This window comes from Amycolatopsis sp. NPDC004378 (genome assembly GCF_053602455.1).
Genome location: NZ_JBSGDR010000008.1, coordinates 302,359 through 327,131, shown reverse-complemented (window position 1 = coordinate 327,131; position 24,773 = coordinate 302,359). Strand labels below are relative to the sequence as shown.

Sequence of the window (24,773 nt, the reverse complement as noted above, 5' to 3'; positions counted from 1 at the left end):
CTCAGCCGCCGGACATGCTGAGCGCGCGTTTGTCGGACTTGATGAGGTGCTCGCGTTCGGACTCCGAAAGCCCGCCCCAGATGCCGTAGGGCTCGTGCACCGCCAGCGCGTGGCTGCGGCACATCTCCAGGACGGGACAGCTCAGGCAGACCGCCTTCGCCCTGGCCTCCCGCCGTGCCCGCGCCGGGCCGCGCTCGCCGTCCGGGTGAAAGAAGGACGCGCTGTCCATCCCCCGGCACGACCCTTCGAGCTGCCAGTCCCACATGTCGGCGTTGGGTCCTGGGAGCCTGCGCGTGTCTGCCATCCTGACCGCCTCCGTCAATCGGTCGATGCCGCTAGCTGCTCTGCTGTGGTGCCGATACTCCATTCGGTGCAACGGCGGTAACGTTAGAAGCGCGCCAATAGTTGTTCAAGAGATTCGGTTCGATTCAGCCGTTAGGCATCCCCCGGATGTGTGAGCAGGGGTTTCGCCTCCGGTTGCCGACTCCGCTGAGTGCCTGGATATTGAGGCTCGTGGGAGCTGGGTCGGGCACCGAAGAACCCACCCTGCCGGTGGCCTCGGTCGCTCGCCGGCTCGGGGTCGCCCCGTCCACCCTCCGTACCTGGGACCGCCGCTACGGGCTCGGTCCCAGCCGCCACACCGACGGCAGGCACCGCCGCTACGGCAGCTCCGACATCGGCCGGCTCGAACTCATGCAGCGCGCGCTGCTGAGCGGCGCGTCGACGGCCGAGGCCGCGCGCTACGCCCTCGAACAGATGCCGCGCTCCGGCCCGCCGCAGCCGGAGGAGCCCGACGAGCCTCCGGGGACCTCGGTCGCCGACGACGGCCTCGAGGTCCGGTCCCGGCTGGCCCGCCGGCTGAGCACGGCGGCGCTGGCGATGGACGTCGGCGCGGTCCAGCGCATGCTCGCGGACACCATCGGCGAGCTGGGCGTGCTCGCGGCGTGGACGGGCGTGATCGAACCGGTGCTCTCGGCGCTGGGTGCCCGCTGGCGCGGGGCGAGCGCGGGCGCCGAGGTCGAGTACCTGCTCGCGGAGTGCGTGTTCGCGGCGCTCGTCCGCGCGACCCCGGTGCTGGACGAACCCCGCAACACCCGCCCGGTGCTCCTGGGCTGCGTCCCGGACGAGCGGGATTCGATGCCGATGTACGCGCTGGCCGCGTCCCTGGCCGGACGGCGGATCGGCGCCCAGCTGTTCGGCGTGCCGCTGCCGGCGGAGGTCCTGGCGGTGGCCGTGCGCCGGAGCGCCCCGGCGGCCGTGGTGCTGTGGGCGCACCGCCGCGGCGTGGCGGACACGAGGCTGTTCGCGCGGGTGTCGCGCGGGCGGCAGCGGAGCCGGCTGTTCGCGTGCGGGCCCGGGTGGGACCCGGCGGGCCTGCCGGACAAGGTGGAGCTGCTGCCCGACCTGCCGGAGGCGGCCGACCGGATCGAGCACGTCCTGGTGGGCGGCCGCCGGTAGCGGGTCGCGAACCCGGTCACGCCGATCCGGTTCTTGTCGGTCCCACCCGCTAGAAAGGACGGGTGCACGAACCCGCCCTCCGGGCCGCCGCCTTCGGGGGCGACCCGCTGCCCGAGCCCGCCGCCACCCGCGGCGACGGCTCCCCGCGGGAACGGCTCCTCGCCGCCGTCGTACTCGGCGCCCAGGGCCGGTACGCGGCCGCCGCGACCCTCCTCGACGCCCTCCGGCGGGAGACCGACCCGCTCGAGGCGTCCCTCGCCGCCAGCACCCTCGCCGCCCACCGGCGGCAGCTGGGCGGGCACCGCCAGGCGCGTGCGCTCGACGGCGAGGCGTTCGCGAAGGCCGCGCCCTTGACGAGCGCGCCCGACCCCGACGGTCTCGACGCCGCGGGCGCGAGGGCCGACGCCCTCCTCGGCCTGGCCGCCGACAACCTCGCCCTCGGCCGGCTCACGGCCGCGCGGCGCCTGGCCGCCAGGGCCGCCAGGCAGCACGCCGGGTGGCGGGCCCGGGTCCGGGGCGGCTGGGTCGGCGCCGAGATCGAGCTCGCCGCAGGTCAGGGCGGCGCCGCCGTGCCGCACGCCGAGCGCGCTTTCGAAACCGCTGTCGAGCGCGGTGCCCGGCGGCACGCGGTGAAATCCGGGATTGTGCTGGCCGTGGCCCTGCTGGCCGCCGGGGCTCCCGATCACCGGAAGATTTCGGACGGTCTTGTCGGAAATGCAATGGCGACCGCCGAGGAATGCGAACTGCTTTCACTTTCGTGGCCGGCGGCGCTCGTGATGGCCGATCTGCGCCCTGGACACGCCGAGGAGTATCGATTCAGAGTGGCAGAGGTGTTGCACGCAGTGTTACGAAGCGCAGATCCTTGCGGGAGGAGGATCGCGGGGGAATCGCCATGGGTGCCCGCCCCGGGTGGTTGAGCCGTCGGAATGGGGTGTTCCGGCATCCGGGCTAAGAAACTTCAAAAAAAGCCACCGGATCGTGTCAAGGTTCGGGCTAAAGCGTCCGATAGGGGAAGTGGAATGTCACCCGGCTGCAGGAAGGAAACCCCGTGACGACGGTCTTGATCTGCGACGACCGACGCAGTGTCCGTGAAGGGCTCACCCGAGTGATGTCCGCGGTCCCTGGGGTCAGTCGCATCGACTGCGTAGCGCACGGTGACGAGCTGCTGGCCCGGTACTCCCGTCAGCCCGTCGACGTCGTGCTGGTCGGAACCCAACGCGCGGTCCCGACAGGTGTCGAAGCCACCCGGCGGCTCGTCTCGGCCAACCCCCAGGCGAACGTCATCGTCTTCGGCGCCCCGGACGACGCGGGCAGCATCGCCGCCGCGATCGCCGGCGGTGCCCGCGGCTACCTCCGCTGGGACGCGTCCCGGCCGGAGCTGGTCGCCGCGCTGGCCCACACCCTGGCGAGCACCTCGGTGCCCGCGCCCCGTCAGCCGTCCGACCCGGGCGTCCAGCTGACCGAGCGCGAGCTTCAGGTGCTCCGCGGGATGAGCCAGGGCAAGAGCAACGGCCAGATCGGCCGCGAGCTGTACCTGTCCGAGGACACGGTCAAGACCCACGCCCGGCGGCTGTTCCGCAAGCTCGGCGTGCGCGACCGCGCGCAGGCCGTGGCTCACGGCTTCCGTCGCGGCCTGGTCAGCTGACCTCCCGTCCCCGCGGCACTCTCCTCGATCCTGACACGGCCGGAATACAGGTGACGACGGGCCAGGGCGGCACCGCCCTGGCCCGTACCTGTGTGGTCCCCATCACACTCCGGCGCCCGCAAGGGCAGCCGCCCGGACGGATTCCCGTCCTGGCCCCCGTCCCTCCGACGGATCCCGTACCCGCGACGCCGTTCGCTCGTTGATTCGACGTTGTCGACCGCGAGCCAGCTGGACAATCCGTATTTCCGCGCCTCCGGAGGTCGCGGCGCGCCGGTGAGTACCGCGCGCGTCGGCCCGAGGCGGGCCGCAGGTACGGTAGCGGTCACCGGTGCGCGGTGGAGGGCAACCACGGGCCGGATTCTTTGCACGCCTACACGTAACACTGGGACTGTTGTCTGCGATGGCCAATGTGGGGGATGGACTGGATGAGCCGGTCGCCGCTGCTGTCGAGGGAGATCCCCAGGCAGTGGAGCGGCTGCTGGCTGCTATCCGTCCACTGGTAGTGCGGTATTGCCGCGCCCGGGTTGGCAGGCAGGAGCGATCGTTCGCTTCGGCGGACGACGTTGCGCAGGAGGTGTGTCTCGCGGTGCTAACGGCATTGCCCTCGTACCGCGACCAAGGCCGCCCTTTCCTGGCGTTCGTCTACGGAATCGCCCAGCACAAGGTCGCCGACGCGCACCGCGCGGCGGCGCGCAACCGAGCCGAGCCGGTGGCCGAGATCCCCGACGAAGTCGAAGGCGGGGTCGGCCCCGAGCAGCGGGCGCTGCAAGGTGAGCTGAACGAGCGGATGTCCCAGTTGTTGCAGGTGCTGCCGGACAAGCAGCGGGAGATCGTGGTGCTGCGCGTGGTCGTCGGCCTGTCGGCGGAGGAGACCGCGGACGCGGTCGGCTCCACGCCCGGCGCCGTCCGCGTCGCCCAGCACCGCGCCCTCGCGCGGCTGAGAAAGGTCCTGGCCGCGGAGGAGGTGATCTAGTGACCGGTCACGAGAGAGGTTTCGAGCCCGACGACGTCTTCGGCAGTGGCTTGTCGGCATCGGAGGCGGAGTTCGCCGCCGACCTGTCGGCGGTCCAGGCGGACGACGCGCTGCTCGACGCTCTCGGCGGGTCCGACCCGGCGCTGGCCGACGGACTCGGCGACCAGGAGCTCAACGCGTTGCTGGTGGCGTGGCGAAGAGACATCGACAGTGAGCCGCTGGCCGAACTGGTCGACGTCGACACCGCTGTGCGGACCGTCACCACCGCCAACCTCGCGCAGAAGCACGCGTCGGGCGGACGCCGCCGCAGGCTGCTCGTCCCGGTCGCCGTCGCCGCCGCCGTGCTGGCGATCGCGTTCACGGGCACCGGGCTGGCCGCGCGCTCCGCACAACCCGGCGACACCCTCTGGGGCCTCGCGAAGGTCCTGTACTCCGATCACACCCGCTCGGTCGAGGCGGCCGCGAACGCGAAACTCGACCTGGAGAAGGCCAACCTGGCCATCGCCGGCGGCAACCTCGACGCCGCGCGCGAAGCCCTTGACGCCGCCCAGGCCGCGTTGTCGCAGGTCAGCGCCGAGGACAACCGCGACCAGCTGATGGAGCAGCACCGGCAGCTCGCCGCACAGCTGCAGAACCCGGAAGCGCCGGTCCAGGGCCCCACCAAGACTTCGACGCCGCAGGTCCCCCCGGGCGGCTCGGCCACGCAGGTGCCGCCGGCCGGCTCCGCGACGTCGATCCCGGGCAGCGGCAGCGGCACGACGAGCCTCCCGGGCACGGGTACGCCGACTCCGACACCCCCGCCGCCGACGACCGAGCCCCCGCCGACGACGCCGACGACGCCGACCACGACCGCCGCGAGCGGCAACGACCCGGGTGCGGGCACGCCGCGCAGCGAGTCCTCGGTCGGCGGCACCGGGCAGAGCGTGGCCGGAGGCCAGTAAGAGAACGCGGGCGGCCATCTGGCTGGACCACTGAAAAGGCCCTGGTGAGCAAGCTCACCAGGGCCTTTTTCACAACGTCAGTAGGCGCTTTCGTTGGCCGTCACGCCGTCGGCGAAGCCCCGGCAGTAGTCCCAGCTCACGTAGTCGCCCGGGTTCGGGTCGAACGCCGGCTCGTGGGGGCGCATCCGGCCGTCGGCCAGCAGCTGCTCCAGGCTGGCCCGCAGCAGGTGCCAGTCGTGGTAGTGCGGCTCGTCGCATTCGCCGCAGTCCACAACGATCCCGCGGACCCCGCGGGGCTCGAGGAGGGCCTGGTAGACGGCCAGATCGGAGAGATCGGCCAGCAGCTCCGTGCGTTCCTGGTCGCTGATCGGCTCGTCCAGCCGGTCCTCGTGGTCGAGGAACGCGCGGGCCGGGTCGTCCGGGTCGTCCGCGAACGGGTCTGGAGGCAGGACATCGTGCGCCACGGCCTGCACGGTACCCGGCGGTCCCGGCGCCTCGCCCACCACCCGGGGCAGGCCCGCCCGCCGGATATCATGAGGGGAAGGCTCCGGGTCGCCACAGCGACCCCGCTCATCCCGCGCCAGGAAGGCCCTTCACCCGCTATGACCAGCGACGGCAACACCGCCCCCGTTCCGGCCAAGTTCGCGATGCTCGGCCTGACCTTCGACGACGTGCTGCTGCTGCCCGCCGAATCGGACGTCGTGCCCAGCGGCGTCGACACGAGCTCCCGGCTGACCCGGAACATCACCCTCGGCATCCCGCTGGTGTCCGCGGCGATGGACACCGTCACCGAGGCGCGGATGGCGATCGCCATGGCCCGGCAGGGCGGCATCGGCGTCCTCCAGCGCAACCTGCCGATCGACGAGCAGGCCGCCGCGGTCGAGGTCGTCAAGCGGTCGGAGGCCGGCATGGTCACCGACCCGGTCACCTGCTCGCCCGACGCCACGCTGGCCGAGGTCGACGCCCTGTGCGCGAAGTTCCGGATCTCCGGCGTCCCGGTGACCGACGCGTCGGGTGCGCTGGTGGGCATCATCACCAACCGCGACATGCGGTTCGAGGTCGACCACAGCCGCCCGGTGTCCGAGGTCATGACGAAGGCGCCGCTCGTCACCGCGCAGGTCGGCGTCTCCGCGGACGCGGCGCTGGGCCTGCTGCGCCGGCACAAGATCGAGAAGCTGCCGATCGTCGACGGCGCGGGCAAGCTGCGCGGGCTGATCACGGTCAAGGACTTCGTGAAGACCGAGCAGTACCCGAAGGCGACGAAGGACCCGGACGGCCGCCTGATCGTCGGCGCCGCGGTCGGCGTCGGCCCGGACGGCCACAAGCGCGCGATGGCGCTGGCCGACGCGGGCGTCGACGTGCTGATGGTCGACACCGCGCACGGGCACTCCCGCGCGGTCGTCGACACCGTCACGCTGCTGAAGAAGGAGCTGGGCGACTCGGTCGACATCGTCGGCGGCAACGTCGCGACCCGTGCGGGCGCGCAGGCCCTGGTCGACGCGGGCGCGGACGGCGTCAAGGTCGGCGTCGGCCCGGGCTCGATCTGCACCACCCGGATCGTCGCGGGCGTCGGCGTGCCGCAGATCTCGGCGATCTACGAGGCCGACCAGGCGTGCCGCCCGGCCGGTGTCCCGGTGATCGGCGACGGCGGCATCCAGTATTCCGGCGACATCGCGAAGGCGATCGCGTCCGGCGCGTCCACGGTCATGCTGGGCAGCCTGCTGGCCGGCACCGCCGAGTCGCCCGGCGACCTGATCCTGGTCAACGGGAAGCAGTTCAAGGTCTACCGCGGGATGGGCTCGCTCGGTGCGATGCAGTCGCGGGGCCAGGCGAAGTCGTACTCGAAGGACCGCTACGCCCAGGACGACGTGCTGAGCGAGGACAAGCTGGTCCCGGAGGGCATCGAAGGCCGGATCCCGTTCCGCGGGCCGCTGGCCAACGTCGTGCACCAGCTCGTCGGCGGCCTGCGCTCGGGCATGGGCTACGCGGGCGCGAACACGATCGCCGAGCTGCAGGAGGCGCAGCTCGTCCGGATCACCGCGGCCGGGCTCAAGGAGAGCCACCCGCACGACATCACGATGACCGTCGAGGCCCCCAACTACACGACGCGTTAGTCCGCCCTTTCGATCATTCCTCGGCTGGTCATGGGCCGGGAAACTCGGCCCATGACCATCTCGAGGCGGACACTCGCGAGCACGGCCGTCGCCGCGGCGCTGCTGGGGCTCGGCGGCGGGGCAGCCGCCGCGGACAGCACGCCGGCCCCGCAGGTTCAGCAGTCGCCCGGTGAGCTCTGGAAGCGCACCGAGCTGTTCTTCGGCACCGGCAAGCCGGACGGCACCGAGGTGTCCGACAAGGAGTTCGCCGCCTTTTCCGACCGCGAGATCACCCCGGCGTTCCCGGACGGCTTCACCCGGCTCGACGGCAGCGGCCAGTGGCGCGGTGCGTCCGGTGCGGTCGTCCGCGAGCACACGCACGTGATCGTCCTGCTGTACCCGTTCTCCGACCGGGACGCCGAGCGCGAGATCGAAGGCCTTCGCGCCGACTACGAAAAGCAGTTCCAGCAGGAGTCCGTACTGCGTTCGGACTCGGTGGAGAAGGTCTCGTTCTGAGTTTCCGTAACCTAGCGTGCTTACGGTAATCGGCCTATCGCCTTGCGTGGCCGTCGTGGTGTGCACTGGTGGGCATGACGGTCGGCCGCTTCACGCGAGTGCTGCGCAGGGTGTTCTTCACGGCTGTCGCGCTCGTGTCGCTGGCGCTCGGCGGGGTCGTCTGCCTGATGTGCCAGGTGCTCGCCGGCCGGGACGCGCCCACCTACCGCGTCGAAGGGCACGTCGTGTCCCACGAGCGGGGCGCGCTCCCGGTCGGCGGCGACGAGCAGGCGGTGAGCCAGACCGTCGCGATCGACACGGCCGAGGGACGCCACTACCGCATCACGGCCGTCGACCCGGGCCTCGACCTGCCGGCCGGGCAGCCGGTGGTCGCCGACATCTCGACGGCGGACGGCAGCATCGCCTACCTGCACGCCGGCGGCGGCGTGGTCGACCTGCGGCCGGGCGTGGTGCGCCCGGTGCTGCTCATCCTCGCGGCCCTCTTCTCCCTGGGTGCGGTGTACTTCGGCGCGGTCCGGCTGAACGTCTACCCGCCGGTCGCGACCTGGCTGGCGCTCGCCCTGGGCGCCCTGCTGGCCCCGGTCGTCGTCTTCGTGCGGGTGTGACGCCGGCCGGTTGCAACCCCCGTGCGCAGGTCACCCACGCGGACTAGCGACAATGGGGCACGGCAGATTGTCGTCGTCGGAGGAGGCTTCACGTGCGGGACCTGGTCGAGATCGGGATGGGCCGCACCGCGCGGCGGGCTTATGACCTCGACGACGTCGAGATCGTGCCCTCGCGGCGGACCCGGTCGTCGTCGGTGGTGTCCACCTCCTGGCAGATCGATGCCTACCGCTTCGACCTGCCGCTGGTCACGCACCCGACCGACGCCATCGTGTCGCCCGGCACCGCGGTCGCCGTCGGCGAACTGGGTGGCCTGGGTGTGCTCAACGCCGAAGGGCTCTGGGCGCGGCACCCGAACGTCGAGGACGCGATCTTCCAGCTGGTCCGCGCCGCCGAGGACCTCGAGGACCCGACCGCGGTGGGCCGCGTGCTGCAGGAGCTGCACGCCGCGCCGATCCGGCTCGACCTGCTGACCGAGGCGATCAAGACCGTCCGCGAGTCCGGCGTCACGGTCGCCGCGCGCGTCAGCCCGCAGCACGCCGCCGAGCTGACCCCGGACCTCATCGCCGCCGGCGTCGAGATCCTGGTCGTGCAGGGCACGATCATCTCCGCCGAGCACGTCCAGCGCGACGCCGAGCCGCTGAACCTCAAGGAGTTCATCGGCCGCCTCGACGTCCCGGTGATCGCCGGCGGGGTCAGCGACTACCGCACGGCGATGCACCTGATGCGCACCGGCGCGGCGGGCGTCATCGTCGGCCACGGCTACACGCCGGGCGTCACCAGCACCGACCGCGTGCTCGGCATCGGCGTCCCGATGGCCACCGCGATCATCGACGCCGCGGCCGCCCGCCGCGACTACCTCGACGAGACCGGCGGCCGCTACGTGCACGTGCTGGCCGACGGCGGCATGACGACGTCGGGCGACATCGCGAAGGCGATCGCCTGCGGCGCGGACGCCGTGATGCTCGGCTCCCCGCTGGCGGCCGCCCAGGACGCGCCGGGTCAGGGCCTGTACTGGACGGCGGCGGCCGCCCACCCGTCCCTGCCGCGCTCGCGCGTGGCCGCGGGCCCGGACTACGCGGTCGACCTCAAGACGCTGCTGTTCGGGCCGTCGTCCGACGCGGAAGGCGTCGTGAACCTCTTCGGAGCGCTTCGCCGCGCGATGGCGAAGACGGGGTACTCGGACCTCAAGGAGTTCCAGCGGGTGGGCCTCACCGTCCGTCGGTGAGGTGCGCCAAGAACGCGGCGAAGGCCTCGGTCGAGTAGACGAGGATCGGCCGGGGCGCGGGTTGCTTCGTGTCCCGCACGCCGACGACGCCGGGACCGGTGCCGATCTCGACGCAGGCGTTCTCCTCGAAGTGGCTGTGGCTCGACTTGCGCCAACCGGTGAGCGTTCGTGGGCTCATCGTGGTGCCTCCTGGGATTGTGTCCCGCTCAGCGGTGAATCGCCGACGTGGACATCGAGCACTTGGGAAAGTACCCACGGTCGTGGGCCGCGAAAGCGTCCAGAAGGGTGACTGGCCAGTAACTTACCTCTGGTCAGGACGGGAACCCCGGGTTACGCTCAAGGTGTGACTGCCAGTAACACCACCACCAGTGCGGGTGGCCCCGACTACGACGTCGTCGTGGTGGGGTCGGGGTTCGGCGGCAGCGTCGCGGCGCTGCGGCTCACCGAGAAGGGCTACCGCGTAGCCGTCGTCGAGGCCGGACGCAGGTTCGCCGACGACGAGTTCGCGAAGACGTCGTGGGATCTCAAGCGCTACCTGTGGGCGCCGCAGGTCGGCTGCTACGGGATCCAGCGCATCCACATGCTCAACGACGTCATGGTGCTGGCGGGCGCGGGTGTCGGCGGCGGGTCGCTCGTCTACGCGAACACGCTCTACCGGCCGCTCAAGCCGTTCTACCGCGACCGGCAGTGGTCGCACATCACCGACTGGGAGGCGGAGCTCGCGCCGCACTACGACCAGGCGAGCCGGATGCTCGGGGTCGTCACGAACCCGACCATCACGCCGTCGGACGTCGTGATGCGCGAGGTCGCGAAGGACATGGGCGTCGAGGGTTCCTTCCACGCGACGCCCGTCGGGGTCTACTTCGGCAAGCCCGGCGAACGGGCGGCGGACCCGTACTTCGGCGGTGCCGGGCCCGAGCGCGTCGGCTGCACCGAGTGCGGCTCCTGCATGACCGGCTGCCGCGTCGGCGCGAAGAACACGCTGGTCAAGAACTACCTCTACCTCGCCGAGCAGGACGGCGCGAAGGTCATCCCGCTGACGACGGTGACGTCCGTGCGGCCGGTCGACGGCGGGTACGAAGTCGACCTGAAGAAGACCGGGACGACCTCGAAGAAGTTCCGGACGACGATCACGGCCGAGAAGGTCGTCTTCGCCGCGGGGACCTGGGGCACGCAGAACCTGCTGCACAAGATGAAGGACACCGGCACGCTGCCGAAGCTGTCGAAGCGGCTCGGCGAGCTGACCCGGACGAACTCCGAGGCGATCATCGGCGCGGCCCGCACGGACGTCGACGAGAGCCGCAACTTCAGCCGCGGGGTCGCAATCACGTCGTCGATCCACCCGGACGACAACACCCACATCGAACCGGTCCGCTACGGCAAGGGCAGCAACGCGATGAGCCTGCTGCAGACGATCGCGACCGACGGCGCGTCGCCGGTGCCGCGCTGGCGCCAGGCGGTCACGTTCATGCTCAAGCACCCGGTCCAGGCCGCGAAGCTGCTCAACGGCTACCGCTGGAGCGAGCGCACGGTGATCCTGCTGGTGATGCAGAGCCTGGACAACTCGATCACGACGTACACGCGGCGCGGCCTGTTCGGACGGCGCAAGTACACGTCCAAGCAGGGCCACGGCGAGCCCAACCCGAGCTTCATCCCGGCCGGCCACGAGGCCAACGAGCGCACGGCGGAGCACATCGGCGGCATCGCGGGCGGCACGTGGGGCGAGATCTTCGACATCCCGCTGACGGCCCACTTCATCGGCGGCGTCCCGATCGGCGCCACCGCGGAAGACGGCGTCATCGACCCGTACCACCGGGTGTTCGGCTACCCGGGCCTGTCGGTGGTGGACGGCGCGGCGATCACGGCCAACCTGGGCGTGAACCCGTCCCTGACGATCACGGCCCAGGCCGAGCGGGCGTTCTCGTTCTGGCCTAACAAGGGCGAGCCGGACGCCCGCCCCGCCCAGGACTCGGCCTATGTCCGGCTGGAGCCGGTCGCACCGAAGAACCCGGCGGTTCCGGCGGACGCACCGGCGGCGCTGCGCCGGTCCTAGACTCGGGGCCGTGACGGCATCCGAGAAGGCACACGCGCTGCTCGACGGGATCAAACTGCTCGACGACGAATGGGCCCGGGCCATCGGGGGCCTCGGCGAACCGGAGCTGCGCGAACCCAGCGCGTTGCCCGGCTGGTCGCGGGCGCACGTGCTTGCGCACGTCGCCCGCAACGCCGATGGTCTCAAGAACCTCCTGACCTGGGCGAACACCGGCGTCGAGACGCCGATGTACGCCAGCGCGGAAGCCCGTGACGCGGACATCGAGGCCGGCGCCCAGCGCGGTGCCGCCGACATCCTCGCCGACTTCGTCGCCTCCGCCGCGCGGTTCGAGGAGTACGCCGTCGCCATGCCGGACGACGCCTGGGCGCGCGAAGCCCGCAACCGGCAGGGCGCGCCCGTCACCGGAACCGTCGTCGCGCGGATGCGGCTGTCCGAGCTGACCATCCACCTCGCCGACCTCGACCGGGGCTACGACCTCGACCGGGTGCTCGGCCTGCTCGGCCCGCTCACCGAGGACGTCGTCCAGCACGCGATCGTCTCCCGCGGCGCCCACCTGCCCGCGCTGCGCCTGGCCGCCGACGGGTTCGAGTGGTCGATGGGGGCCGCGCCCGGGGCGACCGTCACCGGGCCGGCGGGGGAGCTGCTGGCCTGGCTCAGCGGGCGCTCCGGCGGCGAGCGCCTCGACGGGACCGTGCCGCGCATCCCCGCGTGGGGGTGAACTTCCCGCGACCGTCCTCCGTGTACCGGTCGGGAGCGCGCGACGCTCGGGTCCGGTCCTAAACTGGGCGTCCCCGGCAGCGAGGAGTCCGATGTGGACAGCGTGAGCAGGCCGGTCCGGTGACCGGGCAACCCGCCGGACGGCCGCACGTCCACCCCCGTATGGACAGAAGGGCGTTCCTCCGGGTCGCCGGCGTCTCGGCGGCCGGTGCCGTCGCGGCCGCGTGCGGCTCAGGCTCGCCTTCGGATCCCGTGGCCTCGACCGCGCCGCCGCTCCCGACGACGTCCGGGCCGCCCATCTCGCGCCCGCCGACCGGCCCGCCGAACTGGGACGACCTGCGCACCAAGCTGACCGGCGGCCTGCTGCGCCCGGGCGGCGACGGCTACGACACGGCCAAGCACGCCTTCAACCCGCTCTTCGACGGCAACAACCCGGTCGCGGTGGCGACGGCGGCGACGCCCCAGGACGTCCAGGCCTGCGTCCAGGGGGCCGCCGGGCGGCTGACGCTCGCCGCGCGCAGCGGCGGGCATAGCTACGCGGGCTACTCCGTCCCCGAGGGCGGCCTGATCGTCGACGTCTCCGCCCTGAACAACGTGGACGTCCAGGGCACGCAGGCCGTGATCGGCGCCGGCGCGAAGCTCAAGGACGTCTACGCCGGACTGGCGCGGGCCGGGCGCGCGCTGCCCGCCGGCTCCTGCCCGACGGTCGGGATCGCCGGGCTGACCCTCGGCGGCGGAATCGGCGTGCTCTCCCGCAAGTACGGCCTGACCTGCGACCACCTGAGTTCCGCGCAGGTCGTCACGGCCGACGGCAAGCTGGTGACGGCGTCGGCGAGCTCGGAGCCGGACCTGTTCTGGGCCCTGCGCGGTGGGGGTGGCGGCAACTTCGGGATCGTCACCGAGTTCACCTTCGACACCGATCCCGCGCCGAACGTCACGGTGTTCTCCCTGCGGTTCCCGGCCGGTTCGGCGGCCGATGTGCTCGGTGCGTGGCAGCAGTGGATCGCCGCGATGCCGCCGGAGCTGTGGGCGAACTGCGTGCTCTCCGGCGGATCGCCCGTGCAGTGCCGCGTCGGCGGCTGTTACGTCGGCGGCGCGTCCGGGCTGAACACGCTGCTGAACAACCTCACGGCCAACGCCGGCGCGCGCCCGACGCAGCGGACCGTGAAGAGCCTGGACTACCTCGGCGCCATGAACTACTTCGCGGGCAGTTCCGAACGGCAGTCGTTCCTCGGGTCGTCGCGGATCATCACGTCCCCCGTCGACGCGGGGAAGGTCGTCGCGCTCGCCGACGGGCGCGCGGGCATGGACCTGCTCATCGACGGCCTCGGCGGCAAGGTCGCCGAGCCGGCGAAGGACGCGACGGCGTTCTGGCACCGCGACGCGCTGGCGAGCGTGCAGGTCTACGCGCCCGCGACGACGAAGACGCGCTCGCAGGTCGCGGATTCGATCGGCGAGGTCGTGGCGGGCCTGGCCGCGGCGGGCGCGGGTGGCGGGTACGTCAACTACATCGACCCCGCCCTGCCCGACTGGAAGGCCGCCTACTACGGCGACAACGCGAAACGCCTCGGGGACATCGCGAAGAAGTACGACCCCTTCAACGTCTTCCGGTTCGGGCAGGGCGTCCAGGCCTAGAGGTCGATGCCGGTGAAGACCGTGACGCGCTCCTCGGTCAGGTCGTTCATCGCCGCGAGCACGCCTTCGCGGCCGACCCCGGAGCCCTTGACGCCGCCGTAGGGCATCTGGTCGGCGCGGTAGGACGGGACGTCGCCGATGATCACGCCGCCGACCTCCAGCTCCGCCGAGGCGTGGAAGGCGAGCTGGACGTCGGTGGTGAAGACGCCGGCCTGCAGGCCGTACGCGGATTCGTTGACCGCGCGGAAGGCTTCGTCGACACCGTCCACAACGGACACCGCGAGCACCGGCCCGAAGATCTCCTCGTTCCACGCCCTGGTGTCCGGCGGGACGTCGGTGAGCAGCGTGGGGGCGACGGTCGCACCGTCGCGGGTACCGCCGGTGAGGACCTTCGCGCCCGCCTCGACGGCTTCGTCGACCCACGCGACGATCCGCTCGGCGGCGGCTTCGTCGACCACCGGGCCGACGTCGGTGTTGCGGTCGTACGGGTCGCCCGTCCGCTGCGACTCCACGGCCTCCACCAGGGCGGGGACGAACTCCTCGGCCACGGCGGCGTCCACGATCACGCGCTGCACGGCGATGCAGGACTGGCCGGCCTGGTAGTTGCCGAAGGTCGCGATGCGGTGCGCGGCGCCTTCGGGGTCGGGCCAGTCGCGCAGCACGACGGCCGCCGCGTTGCCGCCGAGCTCCAGCACGACGTGCTTGCGCGGTGCGGCGTCCTTGAGCGACCAGCCGACCGGGCCCGAGCCGGTGAACGACACGACGGGCAGCCGCGGGTCCGCGACGAGCGCCTGGGTCTCCTCGTTTCCCAGCGGCAGCACGGAAAACGAGCCCTCGGGCAGGTCCGTCTCGGCCAGGACCTCGCCGAGGATCAGCGCCGACAACGGCGTGCGCGGCGCGGGCTTGACGATGATCGGCGCGCCGATCGCCAGCGACGGCGCGACCTTGTGCGCCACCAGGTTGAGCGGGAAGTTGAACGGCGCGATGCCGAGCACGGGCCCGCGCGGGACGCGGCGGGTCAGCGCCAGCCGCGCCTCGCCGGCGGGGTCGGTGTCGAGGCGCTGGACGTCGCCGGTGAACCGGCGCGCCTCCTCGGCCGCGATGCGGAACACCGAAACGGCCCGCTTGACCTCGGCTTCGGCCCACTTGAGCGGCTTGCCGTTCTCGGCCGTGATCACTTCGGCGATTTCCTCGGCGCGCCCGGCGAGCACGCGCGAGACGTGCTCGAGCGCGCCCGCGCGGACGTGCGCCGGCGTGCTGCGAAGCTCCTTCGCGACGGCCACCGCCGCGGTCACCGCGCGTTCGACCTGCTCCGGCCCGGGCACAGCGACCGTGGCGACCTCGCTGCCGTCGTACGGGTGGTGCACGACGAGGGTGGTGGCGCCCGCCTCCGGGCGGCCGGCGATCCACGCGGGGCGCGGCTCGGGGGTGATCGTGTCCATACCCACCAACGTAATGCGGGTGGGAACCCCCACCCGGACGGGTTACGGCTTGATGAGCACCTTCAACGCCTCGCGGTCCGCCATGGCCCGGTAGCCGTCCGGCACACCCTCGATGTCGATCGTGCGGTCGAACACCCGGCCCGGCTGGTACTTGCCGTCGAGGACGTCCGGCAACAGCTCGGGGATGTAGTGCCGCGCCGGCGCGACGCCGCCGGTGATGGTGACGTTGCGGCGGAACACGCCCACGCCGACGGGGGCGTCCTCGTACTGCGGCAGGCCGACGCGGCTGACCGCGCCGCCCGCGCGCACGACCCCGACGCCCATCTCGAAGGCACCCCTGGTGCCGACGCACTCGAGGACGGCGTGCGTGCCCCGGCCGTTGGTCAGCTCGCGCACCTTCTCGATGCCCTCCTCACCGCGCTCGGCGACGACGTCGGTCGCGCCGAACTCGCGGCCGAGGTCGGTTCGCGGCTGGTGGCGTCCCATGAGGACGATCCGGGCGGCGCCGAGGCGTTTCGCCGCGAGGACGGCGGAGAGGCCGACCGCGCCGTCGCCGATCACGGTGACGTTCTGGCCCTCGCTCACGCGCGCCTTCACCGCGGCGTGGTGGCCGGTGGAGAAGACGTCCGACAGGGTCAGCAGCGACGCCAGCAGGTCGTCGTCCTCGGTGTGGGGCAGCTTGACCAGGGTGCCGTCGGCCTGCGGCACGCGGACGGCCTCGCCCTGGCCGCCGTCGACGCCCTTCGCGCCCCAGCCGCCGCCGTGCAGGCACGACGTCTGGAGGCCCTCCCGGCAGAACTCACAGGTGTTGTCCGACCAGACGAACGGCGCCACGGCGAGGTCGCCCTTCTTGACGGTCGTGACGTCGGCGCCCGTCTCTTCGACGATCCCGAGGAACTCGTGCCCGATCCGGCGCCCGTGCTCGCGCGGCGGCATGTCGGCGTACGGCCAGAGGTCGCTGCCGCAGATGCAGGACCGCACGACGCGCAGGACGACGTCGGTGGGCTCGGCCGGCTTCGGGTCCGGCACGGTCTCGACCCGGACGTCGCCGGCGCCGTAGATGAGTGTCGCTCGCATACTGGGGCCTTCCCTGGGCGGAACGTGACAAACGTCGGGGGTGCGACGGCGGTGGCGCGCCTAGATTTTCGTCCATGACCACCGGCGCCGCATCCCGCAACCCGTTCGCCGCCCTCGCCACGGGAGCCCGCCGCCCGTACCTCACGGCCGCGGTCTTCGCGGTGACGCTGGCGTGCGGGATCGCGCAGCTGGTGCACCCGCCGCTGTACGACGCGGTCGTCCGCGACGCGGCCCGCATCGACGACGGCCAGTGGTACCGCCTGGTGACGGGCATGTTCTTCCAGGACGGCCGGGCGTTCGGCCTGGTCTCGAACCTCGTGTGGCTGGCGGTGTCCGGCACGCTCGCAGAGCGCGTCTTCGGGCGCGCGCGGTGGCTGCTGCTCTACTTCGGCTGCGGGCTGTTCGGCCAGTTCATGAGCTACGTCTGGCTGAACCCGGTCGGCGCGGGCAACTCGATGTGCGTGGCCGGCCTGGTCGGCGCACTGGCCGTGGTGGTGCTGGTGGCCTCGCGGCGCTACGGCGTCACGCTGCCGGTGCAGTTCCGCGTCCTGGCGTTCGCGGCGCCGGTGCTGGCCGTGGTCGACACGCTCGTCCACGACAACCACGGCCTGCCCCTGCTGCTGGGAATGGCACTCGGCTTCCTGAGCCTGCCGCGGCCGGTCGGGAGTGTTCAGTCCGGGTAGTGGCCACCGAGGCGGCACCAGTGCGCGACCAGGTGCGGCTGCGGGGGCACGGCCAGGAGCTCGGCGAGGTCCGCTTCGGCCTGGCGGGCCGCTTCCTCGGCGCGGTCCCACGCCTGGGCGTCCCGGCCCGCGTCGAGCACGTCCACTCCGGTGCCCCGGTGGAGGTCCACCCGGGCCTGGGCGACGGCGATCTGCTCGCACCGCAGCTCGTCGGCCCGCCCGAGGTCCTCGGTGTGCCGGGCGTCCAGGACGATCCCGCTGCCCGACCGGGTGCCGTAGCGGACGGCGATGCGCAGGAGGTCGTTGCTGAACGCACGCGTTTCGGCGGGCACCCACGACAGCCGTTCCCAGTCGGGCAGGGGCTGGTCGTCGGGGCGGCAGACCGCGTAACCCGGCACGTCACACCAGGTCAGACGGCCGGGCGGGCGGAGTCGGTAGAGCATGCGGGCCCCCTCGGCGGTGGCGGGCCCCGGGTCGGCGCCGCCCTCGATACCCGTTGTGTCGGGCCGACGGTGACTCGGCGTTACAGATCACCGGCTCCGGTAGAGGTCGCGCAGGAGGAGGACTTCGGCGCAGTGGTGGATCATCTCGCGGTGGATGTGGAGCACGAGCGTCGCCATCGGGTACTCCGCGTACGGGCCTTCAGCCGGGCCGCACGCCTTCGCGAGGCCTTCGTCGTCGAGTGACTTCACGCCTTCGACCCACCGGGCGTAGTACTCGTCCAGCAACGCCATGGCCTCGGCCGCCGTCCCCGGGTACGGGTAGTCGTCGTAGGTCATCGCCGGGCCGCCGAAGTGGGACGCCGTCCGCATGCCCAGGACGCCGACGAGGACGTGGTTGAGCCGCCACGCGATCGTCGTGACGGGCGGCGGGGCCGGCTCGGGGAACGCGAAGTCGATGGTGAACGGCCCGGTGCCGGGTTCGTCGTCCGACTTCCGCGGCCGGACGGTCCAGCAGCCCGCGACCGGCTCCCAGAGGTACTCCTCGTCGGTGAGGCCCTCGAGCTTCGGGCGCGTGTGCACCTGCCAGTGGAAGTCGAGCTGGTCGGTCAGTTCCTTGGTCCAGTTCACAGCCATGCGGGAACCATAGGAAGGATCGAGGACAGAGGCGGCCCTGAATCCCGGGTGACCCAGCCCACCTGGGACGATGGACGTCAATCCCGCCGCAGCCAGGAGGTCGCCAGGTGCCCAGTCCCACCGGTCCGGTTCTCGTCGTGGACTTCGGGGCGCAGTACGCGCAGCTGATCGCCCGGCGCGTCCGCGAGGCACAGATCTACTCGGAGGTCGTGCCGCACAGCGCGACCGTCGAGGAGATGCTCGCGAAGAACCCCGCGGCGATCATCCTCTCCGGCGGCCCTTCGAGCGTGTACGCCGAAGGCGCCCCGAGCATGGACCCGAAGCTCACCGAAGCGGGCGTCCCGATCTTCGGCATCTGCTACGGCCACCAGCTGCTGGCCAGCGCGCTCGGCGGCGTCGTCGAGCCGACCGGGGTCCGCGAGTTCGGCCGCACCGAGGTCCGCGTGACCGGCGACGGCGGCGTCCTGCACGCCGGCCTGCCCGCGCACCAGCCCGCGTGGATGAGCCACAACGACAGCGTCACCAAGGCGCCGGAAGGCTCGGTCGTCACCGCGTCCTCCGACGGCGCCGAGGTCGCCGGCTTCGAAGACGTCGAGCGCCGCTTCGCCGGCGTCCAGTACCACCCCGAGGTCGCGCACTCGCCGCACGGCCAGGAGGTCCTGCGCCGGTTCCTGCACGACATCGCGGGCATCAAGCCGCAGTGGACGACGTCGTCGATCGTCGAAGAGCAGATCCAGCGGATCAGCGACCAGATCGGCGACGGCCGCGCGATCTGCGGCCTCTCCGGCGGCGTCGACTCCGCGGTGGCCGCGGCTCTGGTGCAGCGCGCCATCGGCGACCGGCTGACCTGCGTGTTCGTCGACCACGGCCTGCTGCGCGCGGGCGAGCGCACCCAGGTCGAGCGGGACTACGTCGCCGCGACCGGCGTCAACCTCGTCACGGTCGACGCGCGCGAGCGGTTCCTCGACGCGCTCGCCGGCGTCACCGACCCCGAAGAGAAGCGCAAGATCATCGGGCGCGAGTTCATCCGCGTCTTCGAGCAGGCCGAGCGCGACCTCAAGGCGCAGGGCGACTACAAGTTCCTGGTCCAGGGCACGCTGTACCCGGACGTCGTCGAGTCCGGCGGCGGCGAGGGCACGGCCAACATCAAGAGCCACCACAACGTCGGCGGCCTGCCGGACGACCTGCAGTTCGAGCTCGTCGAGCCGCTGCGGCTGCTGTTCAAGGACGAGGTCCGCCGCGTCGGCCTGGAGCTGGGCCTGCCCGAGACGATCGTGCAGCGCCAGCCGTTCCCCGGCCCCGGCCTGGGCATCCGGATCATCGGCGCGGTCGACCAGGAGCGCCTGGACACCCTGCGCGCGGCCGACCTGATCGCGCGCGAGGAGCTGACGGCGGCCGGGCTGGACCGCAGCATCTGGCAGTGCCCGGTGGTCCTGCTCGCGGACGTCCGCAGCGTCGGCGTCCAGGGCGACGGCCGCACGTACGGCCACCCGGTGGTGCTGCGCCCGGTGTCGTCCGAGGACGCGATGACCGCGGACTGGACGCGCCTGCCCTACGACGTTCTGGAGCGGATTTCCACCCGCATCACCAACGAGGTCGCGGAGGTCAACCGCGTGGTCCTGGACGTGACGTCCAAGCCGCCGGGCACCATCGAGTGGGAATAGGACTCGAGGCCCCGGCGTGGGATCCGGGGCCTCGAGAGAGTGGTGGTTTCCGGTGCTAGCGGCGGCGTTTCCCGAAGGACGCGCCGAGGAGCATGAGCCCCACGAGCACCGCGCCGCCGGCGATCACCCAGCGGAAGTCGAACGTCGGCAGCCAGCTCGCGCCGTCCGAGAGGACGTAGGCCGAGATCAGCAGCGTCGCGACCCCGACGATCAGGGTGAAGACGTCCACGCCGCGCCGCGCGGGCGGAGCCTCCGCCGGGTTGTCGTAGGCGTAGGGGTTCTGGTCAGCCACGGCGCACCTCCACGTTGCCCACGCTGTTCTTGACGTGCAGGGTGATCTTCTGGCCGCCGGGGCCGTCCGTGCCGTAGTCGGTGCCGCTCAGGGTGTCCTGGCTGATGCCGTCGACGGACCGGTCGAAGCAGTCGGTCGTGCCGGCGCCGGTGTGGCAGTCGTAGGTGACGTCCGCGGTGTCCGGCACGGTGATCTTGGTGTCGCCCGCGCCGTTGACCACCTCGGTGGTGATCGGCGAGCCGGCGGGCAGCGCGGTCAGGTCGAGGTCGATGTCGCCCGCGGCGTGCTGGTAGAGCGGTTTCACGTCGGTCGCCGAGCGCGGCGTCACCTTGAGGTCGCCCGCGCCGCCGCGGAAGTCGAAGTTCTGGAACGGCACGGTCGTCAGGATCATGCCGGCGATCGCCAGCGGCACCGCGAGCCCGATCAGGCCGCGCCCGCCGCGGGCGAACGCCCCGACGACCAGGCCGATCCCGACCACGCCGAGCACCAGGCCGATGATGTGCTGCGCGGAGAACCAGGTGGCGCCGTTGAGGTTCGCCAGCACGCCACCGCCGGCGGTGACCACGGCGAGCCCGAAGGTCGCCGAGCCCACCTTGGAGTTGCGGCGGCGCGGGTGGTGGCGCGGTGGTTCGTGCGCCGACGTCGGCGGCGCGGGCGGCGGCTGCGACGACGGCGGCTCGGGCAGGTCCCAGCCGGCCGGGTCGGCGGCGAGGGGATCCCAGCCCTGGGACGGCGACTTCGCCTCGGCGGTCGCGGTGTCGGTCATGGTGAAGGCTCCGTTCCCGGTGAAGGACGTCGAGTGCGCCCGTGAGACGACCGGAGCGGGCCGGTTCTCCTGGCCGCGGCTGCGGTGCAGCAGGTAGAGCGCGATGGCCATGAGCGCGAAGCTGATGAGGGCCCCGCCGTCGAACCACGAGCCGCTGAAGCTGCCCCCGACGCTGACGACGGTGAGGACGCAGAGCACCACGGCGAACGCGGGCGACACGGACGACCGGCCGCGCCCGATCAGCGACTCGAAGCCGGAGACCTCGTCGCTCTCGCCGGGCAGGAACAGCCACCCCAGCAGGTAGAAGGGGACACCGAACCCACCGAAGATCGTCGCGACCACCAAGGCGACCCGCACGACGACGGGGTCGATCCCGTACCGGTACCCGATCGCGGCGGCCACCCCGGCCACCTTCCGCCCCGCGTGCGGCCGTCGCGGACGGCTGACCCAGAAGTCCTTCACGGTTTCCTCGAAGCCGTTCAGAGGACTCGGCTTCGGTGCCCGTGTCTCACTCGCACCACTCATACCGAAGAGCATGCGGCACGCCGGTCCGGCGGACATCCGGGATGGTCCCTGATTCTCCCCGGAGAGGGGCGCGCCCCGGGGACCGGATCAGGGGCTTCCCCGATGGAACCCCAGGCCCGTGCGTGTGACCATGGACCCCGTGCAGGAGTCCCTCGACCACGTCACCACCGAGCAGGTGGCCGTCCCGGAGAAGCCCAAGATGTTCCGGCGCCGGTCCGGGCGGGCGATCGCCGGGGTCGCCGGTGGTCTCGCCGACCACCTCGGGGTGCCGGTCGTCTGGGTGCGGACGGCCTTCGCGCTGCTCGCCGCCCTCAACGGCGCCGGCCTGCTCGCGTACGGGCTCCTTTGGGTGTTCGTCCAGCAGCAGACCGAAGAAACCGCGAAGGCGCCGACGTCGAAGGAGCGCCAGCAGGCGTTCGGCCTGATCGCGCTGGGCGTCGGCCTCGCCGTCGCGAGCGGGACGCTCACCGGGTTCATCAGCGGCTGGGTCGCCGTGCCGCTCGCGGTCGCGATGATCGGTCTCGCCGTCGTCTGGCGGGAGGCCGACGAGTCGCAGCGCCGCCGCTGGCGCGTCGGGGCGAAGGACGGCTTCGCGGGGGCGTTCCTCGGCGGGGGCGGCTGGTCGGCCGCGATCCGGATCGTCGCCGGCGTGGCGCTGGTGATCACCGGCATCACGGTCGTCGTGCTGCGCAGCGGCACGCTCGACCAGGTCCAGTTCGCGCTGATCGCGGTCGTCGCGACGCTCATCGGCGTCGCCGTGCTGACCGTGCCGTTCTGGCTGCGGCTGGTCCGGGACCTGTCCGACGAGCGCAAGGCCCGCATCCGCACCGACGAACGCGCCGAGATCGCCGCGCACCTGCACGACTCCGTCCTGCAGACCCTGGCCCTGATCCAGAAGCAGAGCGAGCAGCCCCGCGAGGTCGCCCGGCTCGCCCGCAGCCAGGAGCGTGAACTGCGCGGCTGGCTCTACGGCCCCAACGGCTACGGCAAGCCGGCCGAGAAGTCCCCGGCCGAGGAAGCCCAGACCACCGGCCGGCTGTCGGAAGCCCTCGCGACGGCGTGCGGCGAAGTCGAGGACACGTTCGCGATCTCGGTCGGCCAGGTGGTCGTCGGCGACGCCGAGCTGGACGAGTCCCTGGTGGCGCTGGTCCAGGCCGCGCGCGAGGCGATCGTCAACGCGGCGAAGCACGCCGGGGTCGAGGAGGTCAGCGTCTTCGCCGAGGTCGAGCCGACCTCGGTGACGGTGTTCGTCCGCGACCGCGGCAAGGGCTTCGACCCCGACCTCGTCCCGGACGACCGCCACGGCCTCGCGGACTCGATCCGCGGCCGGATGACCCGCCACGGCGGCACGTGCAAGGTGCGCACCGCGCCGGGGGAGGGCACGGAAGTGCAGCTCGCCATGCCGGTGAAAGCGGGCAAGGGGGCAGCGTGAGGCGGCTATGCTCGACGACGTGACTGACACCCAGCGCGAACCGGTCAAGGTGTTCCTCGTCGACGACCACGCGCTGTTCCGCGCGGGGGTGCGCACGGAGCTCGACTCGATCACCAACGAGGTCAAGGTGGTCGGCGAAGCCGGTTCGGTGGCCGAGGCGGTGGCGGGCATCGCCCGGACGAAGCCGCAGGTGGTGCTGCTCGACGTCCACATGCCCGACGGCGGCGGCGCCGAGGTGCTGCGCCGGGTCCGCCCGGAGCTGCCGGACGTGGTGTTCCTGGCGCTGTCGGTGTCCGACGCGGCCGAGGACGTCATCGCGGTCATCCGCGCGGGTGCCCGCGGGTACGTGACGAAGACGATCTCGTCCAAGGAACTGGTCCGGGCGGTCGTCCGGGTGTCCGACGGCGACGCGGTCTTCTCGCCGCGCCTGGCCGGGTTCGTGCTGGACGCGTTCGCGGACCGTCCCGGTTCGGCGCCGATCAACGATCCGGAGCTGGACCTGCTGACGCCGCGGGAGCGCGACGTCCTGCGGTTGCTGGCGCGGGGGTATGCGTACAAGGAGATCGCGTCGGAGCTGTTCATCTCGGTGAAGACCGTCGAGACGCACGTTTCGAGCGTTCTTCGGAAGACTCAGCTTTCGAACCGCTACGAGCTGTCTCGCTGGGCTTCCGACCGCCGCCTGGTCTGAGTTCCCAGCCGTCGCCCCGGCCGCCGCCCGTTCGCTCCCCACCGTCCGCCCCGAACGAACCAGATCGTTCATTGCGGCCGCCCTGCCCGGCGGTTTAACGAACTAGATCGTCCATTGGCCTCGGCTCGGCGTTAACTCACCGGTTCGTTCATCGCGCCGAGCTCGTTAACGTACTGGAACGTTCATTGGCCGTGGACGCTAACGAACTAGATCGTTAACAGCACGCCCGAGAAAGCCGCTGCTAACGAACCGGATCGTTCATCGCCGGACCGACCCGATCAGTCGGCCAGGGGAGCGAGAGGCCGGGGTGTGCGCCCGGCGGTGTCGTCACCAAGCCCATCCGCCTGGTCACCGGGCTCCTCCAGGGCCCCTCGCTCCGGCTTCCGGAGGCGGGTCAGCGCGACCCCGCCGAGGACGACCAGCATGCCCGCGATCACCCGCAGGTTCAGCTGCTCACCCAGGAACACCGCGCCCAGCAGCACCGAGACCACGGGCAGCAGATAGCCGACCACCGAAGCCGCGACCGCGCCTTCGCTCGCCAGCAGCTGGTAGTTGAGCGCGAACGCGATGCCCGTCGACCCCACCCCGAGCACCAGCATCGCCAGCAGCGGCACCGGCGAGACGTGCACCGGCGTGAACCCGCCCGCGGGCAGCGCCACCACGAGCATCCCGCTGGCCAGCAGCATCTGCCCGCCCGAAATCGCGTACGGCGAAACCGAAGTCGAAGACAGGTACTTGCCTTCGTAGACGAACGCGAAGCCGTAGCTCGCCGCCGCCGCGAGGCAGGCCAGCGCGCCCCAGCTCAGCAGTCCCGACGCCTGCCACGGCGCGAAGATCAGCAGGATCCCGCCCAGCCCGGCGACCAGGCCCGCCAGCCGGGTCCCGGTCATCCGCGACGACGTCCCCATCAGCGGCGCCGCCAGCAGCACCCACAGCGGCGTCGTCGAGTTCAGCACGCCGGTGATCCCCGAGTCGACCGTCGTCTCGCCGATCGCGAACAGCAGGAACGGCAGTGCGTTGTGGAAGAACGCCGCGACCGCCAGGTGCCCCCACATCCGCCGGCCGCGCGGCAGCCGCGCTCCCTGCAGCCGGCACAGCAGCACCAGCGTCGCCGCGCCGAGCACCAGCCGCGCCAGCACCAGCTGCACCGGCGAGAACATCCCCAGCCCCAGCTTGATCCAGAAGAAGCTCGAGCCCCACATCAACGCCAGCGCGGCGATCCTCAGCAGGGTCTTCGTCTCTCCCACCCGGTCCTCCTTCTCCGAT

At 72.0% G+C, this 24,773-nt stretch carries 26 protein-coding genes; 16 read left to right on the top strand and 10 right to left on the bottom strand.

From position 1 onward, the window contains the following. Position 1: 1 nt before the first annotated feature. On the bottom strand, positions 2–304 hold the full coding sequence (locus ACWEN0_RS25105; protein ID WP_043792619.1) for a WhiB family transcriptional regulator: 303 nt from the start codon (positions 302–304) through the stop codon (positions 2–4). A 209-nt stretch (positions 305–513) separates the two neighbouring features. On the opposite strand from ACWEN0_RS25105, the gene ACWEN0_RS25100 reads away from it, so the two are divergent. The 5 genes from ACWEN0_RS25100 to ACWEN0_RS25080 all read left to right on the top strand — a co-directional run bounded on the left by ACWEN0_RS25100 (position 514) and on the right by ACWEN0_RS25080 (position 5,017). Then, entirely contained in the window at positions 514–1,458 is a 945-nt protein-coding gene (locus tag ACWEN0_RS25100; protein ID WP_451978040.1) for a MerR family transcriptional regulator, read from the top strand. A 62-nt stretch (positions 1,459–1,520) separates the two neighbouring features. Then, entirely contained in the window at positions 1,521–2,375 is an 855-nt protein-coding gene (locus ACWEN0_RS25095) for a hypothetical protein (RefSeq protein ID WP_451978037.1), read from the top strand. Positions 2,376–2,506: 131 nt separating this feature from the next. Further along, the gene (locus ACWEN0_RS25090; protein ID WP_003073605.1) at positions 2,507–3,103 is read left to right on the top strand and encodes a response regulator transcription factor; all 597 of its coding nucleotides are present in this window, start codon (positions 2,507–2,509) and stop codon (positions 3,101–3,103) included. A 400-nt stretch (positions 3,104–3,503) separates the two neighbouring features. Continuing rightward, positions 3,504–4,076: a sigma-70 family RNA polymerase sigma factor gene (locus tag ACWEN0_RS25085; protein ID WP_026468912.1), complete on the top strand. Its 573-nt coding sequence runs from the start codon at positions 3,504–3,506 to the stop codon at positions 4,074–4,076. Continuing rightward, the gene (locus ACWEN0_RS25080; RefSeq protein WP_451978034.1) at positions 4,076–5,017 is read left to right on the top strand and encodes an anti-sigma-D factor RsdA; all 942 of its coding nucleotides are present in this window, start codon (positions 4,076–4,078) and stop codon (positions 5,015–5,017) included. The genes ACWEN0_RS25085 and ACWEN0_RS25080 overlap by 1 nt, the downstream gene beginning before the upstream one ends. 77 nt (positions 5,018–5,094) lie before the next feature. Here the strand turns inward: ACWEN0_RS25080 and ACWEN0_RS25075 are convergent, their stop codons facing one another. Then, entirely contained in the window at positions 5,095–5,490 is a 396-nt protein-coding gene (locus ACWEN0_RS25075) for a DUF5319 domain-containing protein (protein WP_451978177.1), read from the bottom strand. Positions 5,491–5,619: 129 nt separating this feature from the next. On the opposite strand from ACWEN0_RS25075, the gene guaB reads away from it, so the two are divergent. The 4 genes from guaB to ACWEN0_RS25055 all read left to right on the top strand — a co-directional run bounded on the left by guaB (position 5,620) and on the right by ACWEN0_RS25055 (position 9,457). Continuing rightward, on the top strand, positions 5,620–7,131 hold the full coding sequence (gene guaB / locus ACWEN0_RS25070) for an IMP dehydrogenase (protein WP_451978031.1): 1,512 nt from the start codon (positions 5,620–5,622) through the stop codon (positions 7,129–7,131). A 51-nt stretch (positions 7,132–7,182) separates the two neighbouring features. Next, positions 7,183–7,626 carry a DUF3574 domain-containing protein gene (locus tag ACWEN0_RS25065; protein WP_451978028.1) on the top strand — a complete coding sequence of 148 codons (444 nt, stop codon included), beginning with the start codon at positions 7,183–7,185 and terminating at the stop codon, positions 7,624–7,626. Positions 7,627–7,700: 74 nt separating this feature from the next. Beyond that, positions 7,701–8,231, top strand: coding sequence for a hypothetical protein (locus ACWEN0_RS25060; RefSeq protein ID WP_451978026.1), 531 nt, complete (start codon positions 7,701–7,703; stop codon positions 8,229–8,231). Between the two features lie 92 nt (positions 8,232–8,323). Next, positions 8,324–9,457 (top strand): GuaB3 family IMP dehydrogenase-related protein, encoded by a 1,134-nt coding sequence (locus ACWEN0_RS25055; protein WP_451978023.1) that lies wholly within the window; start codon positions 8,324–8,326, stop codon positions 9,455–9,457. Here the strand turns inward: ACWEN0_RS25055 and ACWEN0_RS25050 are convergent. Further along, positions 9,441–9,635, bottom strand: coding sequence for a DUF397 domain-containing protein (locus ACWEN0_RS25050; protein WP_451978020.1), 195 nt, complete (start codon positions 9,633–9,635; stop codon positions 9,441–9,443). The two genes, ACWEN0_RS25055 and ACWEN0_RS25050, sit on opposite strands and share 17 nt — an antisense overlap. 165 nt (positions 9,636–9,800) lie before the next feature. Between ACWEN0_RS25050 and ACWEN0_RS25045 the strand changes: the two genes are divergently transcribed. The 3 genes from ACWEN0_RS25045 (at position 9,801) to ACWEN0_RS25035 (ending at position 13,862) form a co-directional block, all read left to right on the top strand. Next, the gene (locus ACWEN0_RS25045) at positions 9,801–11,510 is read left to right on the top strand and encodes an FAD-dependent oxidoreductase (RefSeq protein ID WP_451978017.1); all 1,710 of its coding nucleotides are present in this window, start codon (positions 9,801–9,803) and stop codon (positions 11,508–11,510) included. Between the two features lie 10 nt (positions 11,511–11,520). After that, positions 11,521–12,228 carry a maleylpyruvate isomerase N-terminal domain-containing protein gene (locus tag ACWEN0_RS25040; RefSeq protein ID WP_451978014.1) on the top strand — a complete coding sequence of 236 codons (708 nt, stop codon included), beginning with the start codon at positions 11,521–11,523 and terminating at the stop codon, positions 12,226–12,228. A 161-nt stretch (positions 12,229–12,389) separates the two neighbouring features. Further along, a complete protein-coding gene (locus ACWEN0_RS25035) occupies positions 12,390–13,862 on the top strand; it encodes an FAD-binding oxidoreductase (protein WP_451978011.1) in 1,473 nt (490 codons plus the stop codon). Here ACWEN0_RS25035 and ACWEN0_RS25030 read toward each other — a convergent pair. Together ACWEN0_RS25030 and ACWEN0_RS25025 are read right to left on the bottom strand one after the other, a co-directional pair. Continuing rightward, entirely contained in the window at positions 13,859–15,304 is a 1,446-nt protein-coding gene (locus tag ACWEN0_RS25030) for an aldehyde dehydrogenase family protein (RefSeq protein ID WP_451978008.1), read from the bottom strand. The genes ACWEN0_RS25035 and ACWEN0_RS25030 overlap by 4 nt on opposite strands. A gap of 42 nt (positions 15,305–15,346) precedes the next feature. Further along, positions 15,347–16,381 carry a zinc-dependent alcohol dehydrogenase family protein gene (locus tag ACWEN0_RS25025; RefSeq protein ID WP_451978005.1) on the bottom strand — a complete coding sequence of 345 codons (1,035 nt, stop codon included), beginning with the start codon at positions 16,379–16,381 and terminating at the stop codon, positions 15,347–15,349. 74 nt (positions 16,382–16,455) lie between these two features. Between ACWEN0_RS25025 and ACWEN0_RS25020 the strand changes: the two genes are divergently transcribed. After that, positions 16,456–17,064: a rhomboid family intramembrane serine protease gene (locus tag ACWEN0_RS25020; RefSeq protein ID WP_451978002.1), complete on the top strand. Its 609-nt coding sequence runs from the start codon at positions 16,456–16,458 to the stop codon at positions 17,062–17,064. Here ACWEN0_RS25020 and ACWEN0_RS25015 read toward each other — a convergent pair. Continuing rightward, on the bottom strand, positions 17,052–17,507 hold the full coding sequence (locus ACWEN0_RS25015) for a hypothetical protein (protein ID WP_451977999.1): 456 nt from the start codon (positions 17,505–17,507) through the stop codon (positions 17,052–17,054). The genes ACWEN0_RS25020 and ACWEN0_RS25015 overlap by 13 nt on opposite strands. Before the next feature lie 87 nt (positions 17,508–17,594). Next, complete coding sequence (locus tag ACWEN0_RS25010) at positions 17,595–18,140, bottom strand: DinB family protein (protein ID WP_451977996.1); 546 nt, start codon at positions 18,138–18,140, stop codon at positions 17,595–17,597. A 107-nt stretch (positions 18,141–18,247) separates the two neighbouring features. On the opposite strand from ACWEN0_RS25010, the gene guaA reads away from it, so the two are divergent. Continuing rightward, positions 18,248–19,804, top strand: coding sequence for a glutamine-hydrolyzing GMP synthase (guaA, locus tag ACWEN0_RS25005; protein ID WP_451977993.1), 1,557 nt, complete (start codon positions 18,248–18,250; stop codon positions 19,802–19,804). 55 nt (positions 19,805–19,859) lie between these two features. Here the strand turns inward: guaA and ACWEN0_RS25000 are convergent, their stop codons facing one another. Beyond that, positions 19,860–20,096: a hypothetical protein gene (locus tag ACWEN0_RS25000; RefSeq protein ID WP_451977990.1), complete on the bottom strand. Its 237-nt coding sequence runs from the start codon at positions 20,094–20,096 to the stop codon at positions 19,860–19,862. After that, positions 20,089–21,387 carry a PspC domain-containing protein gene (locus ACWEN0_RS24995; RefSeq protein ID WP_451977987.1) on the bottom strand — a complete coding sequence of 433 codons (1,299 nt, stop codon included), beginning with the start codon at positions 21,385–21,387 and terminating at the stop codon, positions 20,089–20,091. The genes ACWEN0_RS25000 and ACWEN0_RS24995 overlap by 8 nt, the downstream gene beginning before the upstream one ends. A 130-nt stretch (positions 21,388–21,517) precedes the next feature. Between ACWEN0_RS24995 and ACWEN0_RS24990 the strand changes: the two genes are divergently transcribed. Both ACWEN0_RS24990 and ACWEN0_RS24985 read left to right on the top strand, forming a co-directional pair. Beyond that, complete coding sequence (locus ACWEN0_RS24990; protein ID WP_451978174.1) at positions 21,518–22,819, top strand: PspC domain-containing protein; 1,302 nt, start codon at positions 21,518–21,520, stop codon at positions 22,817–22,819. 7 nt (positions 22,820–22,826) lie between these two features. Continuing rightward, the gene (locus tag ACWEN0_RS24985) at positions 22,827–23,507 is read left to right on the top strand and encodes a response regulator (RefSeq protein WP_451977984.1); all 681 of its coding nucleotides are present in this window, start codon (positions 22,827–22,829) and stop codon (positions 23,505–23,507) included. Between the two features lie 278 nt (positions 23,508–23,785). Here the strand turns inward: ACWEN0_RS24985 and ACWEN0_RS24980 are convergent, their stop codons facing one another. Further along, on the bottom strand, positions 23,786–24,754 hold the full coding sequence (locus tag ACWEN0_RS24980) for a DMT family transporter (protein ID WP_451977981.1): 969 nt from the start codon (positions 24,752–24,754) through the stop codon (positions 23,786–23,788). Positions 24,755–24,773: the final 19 nt, after the last annotated feature.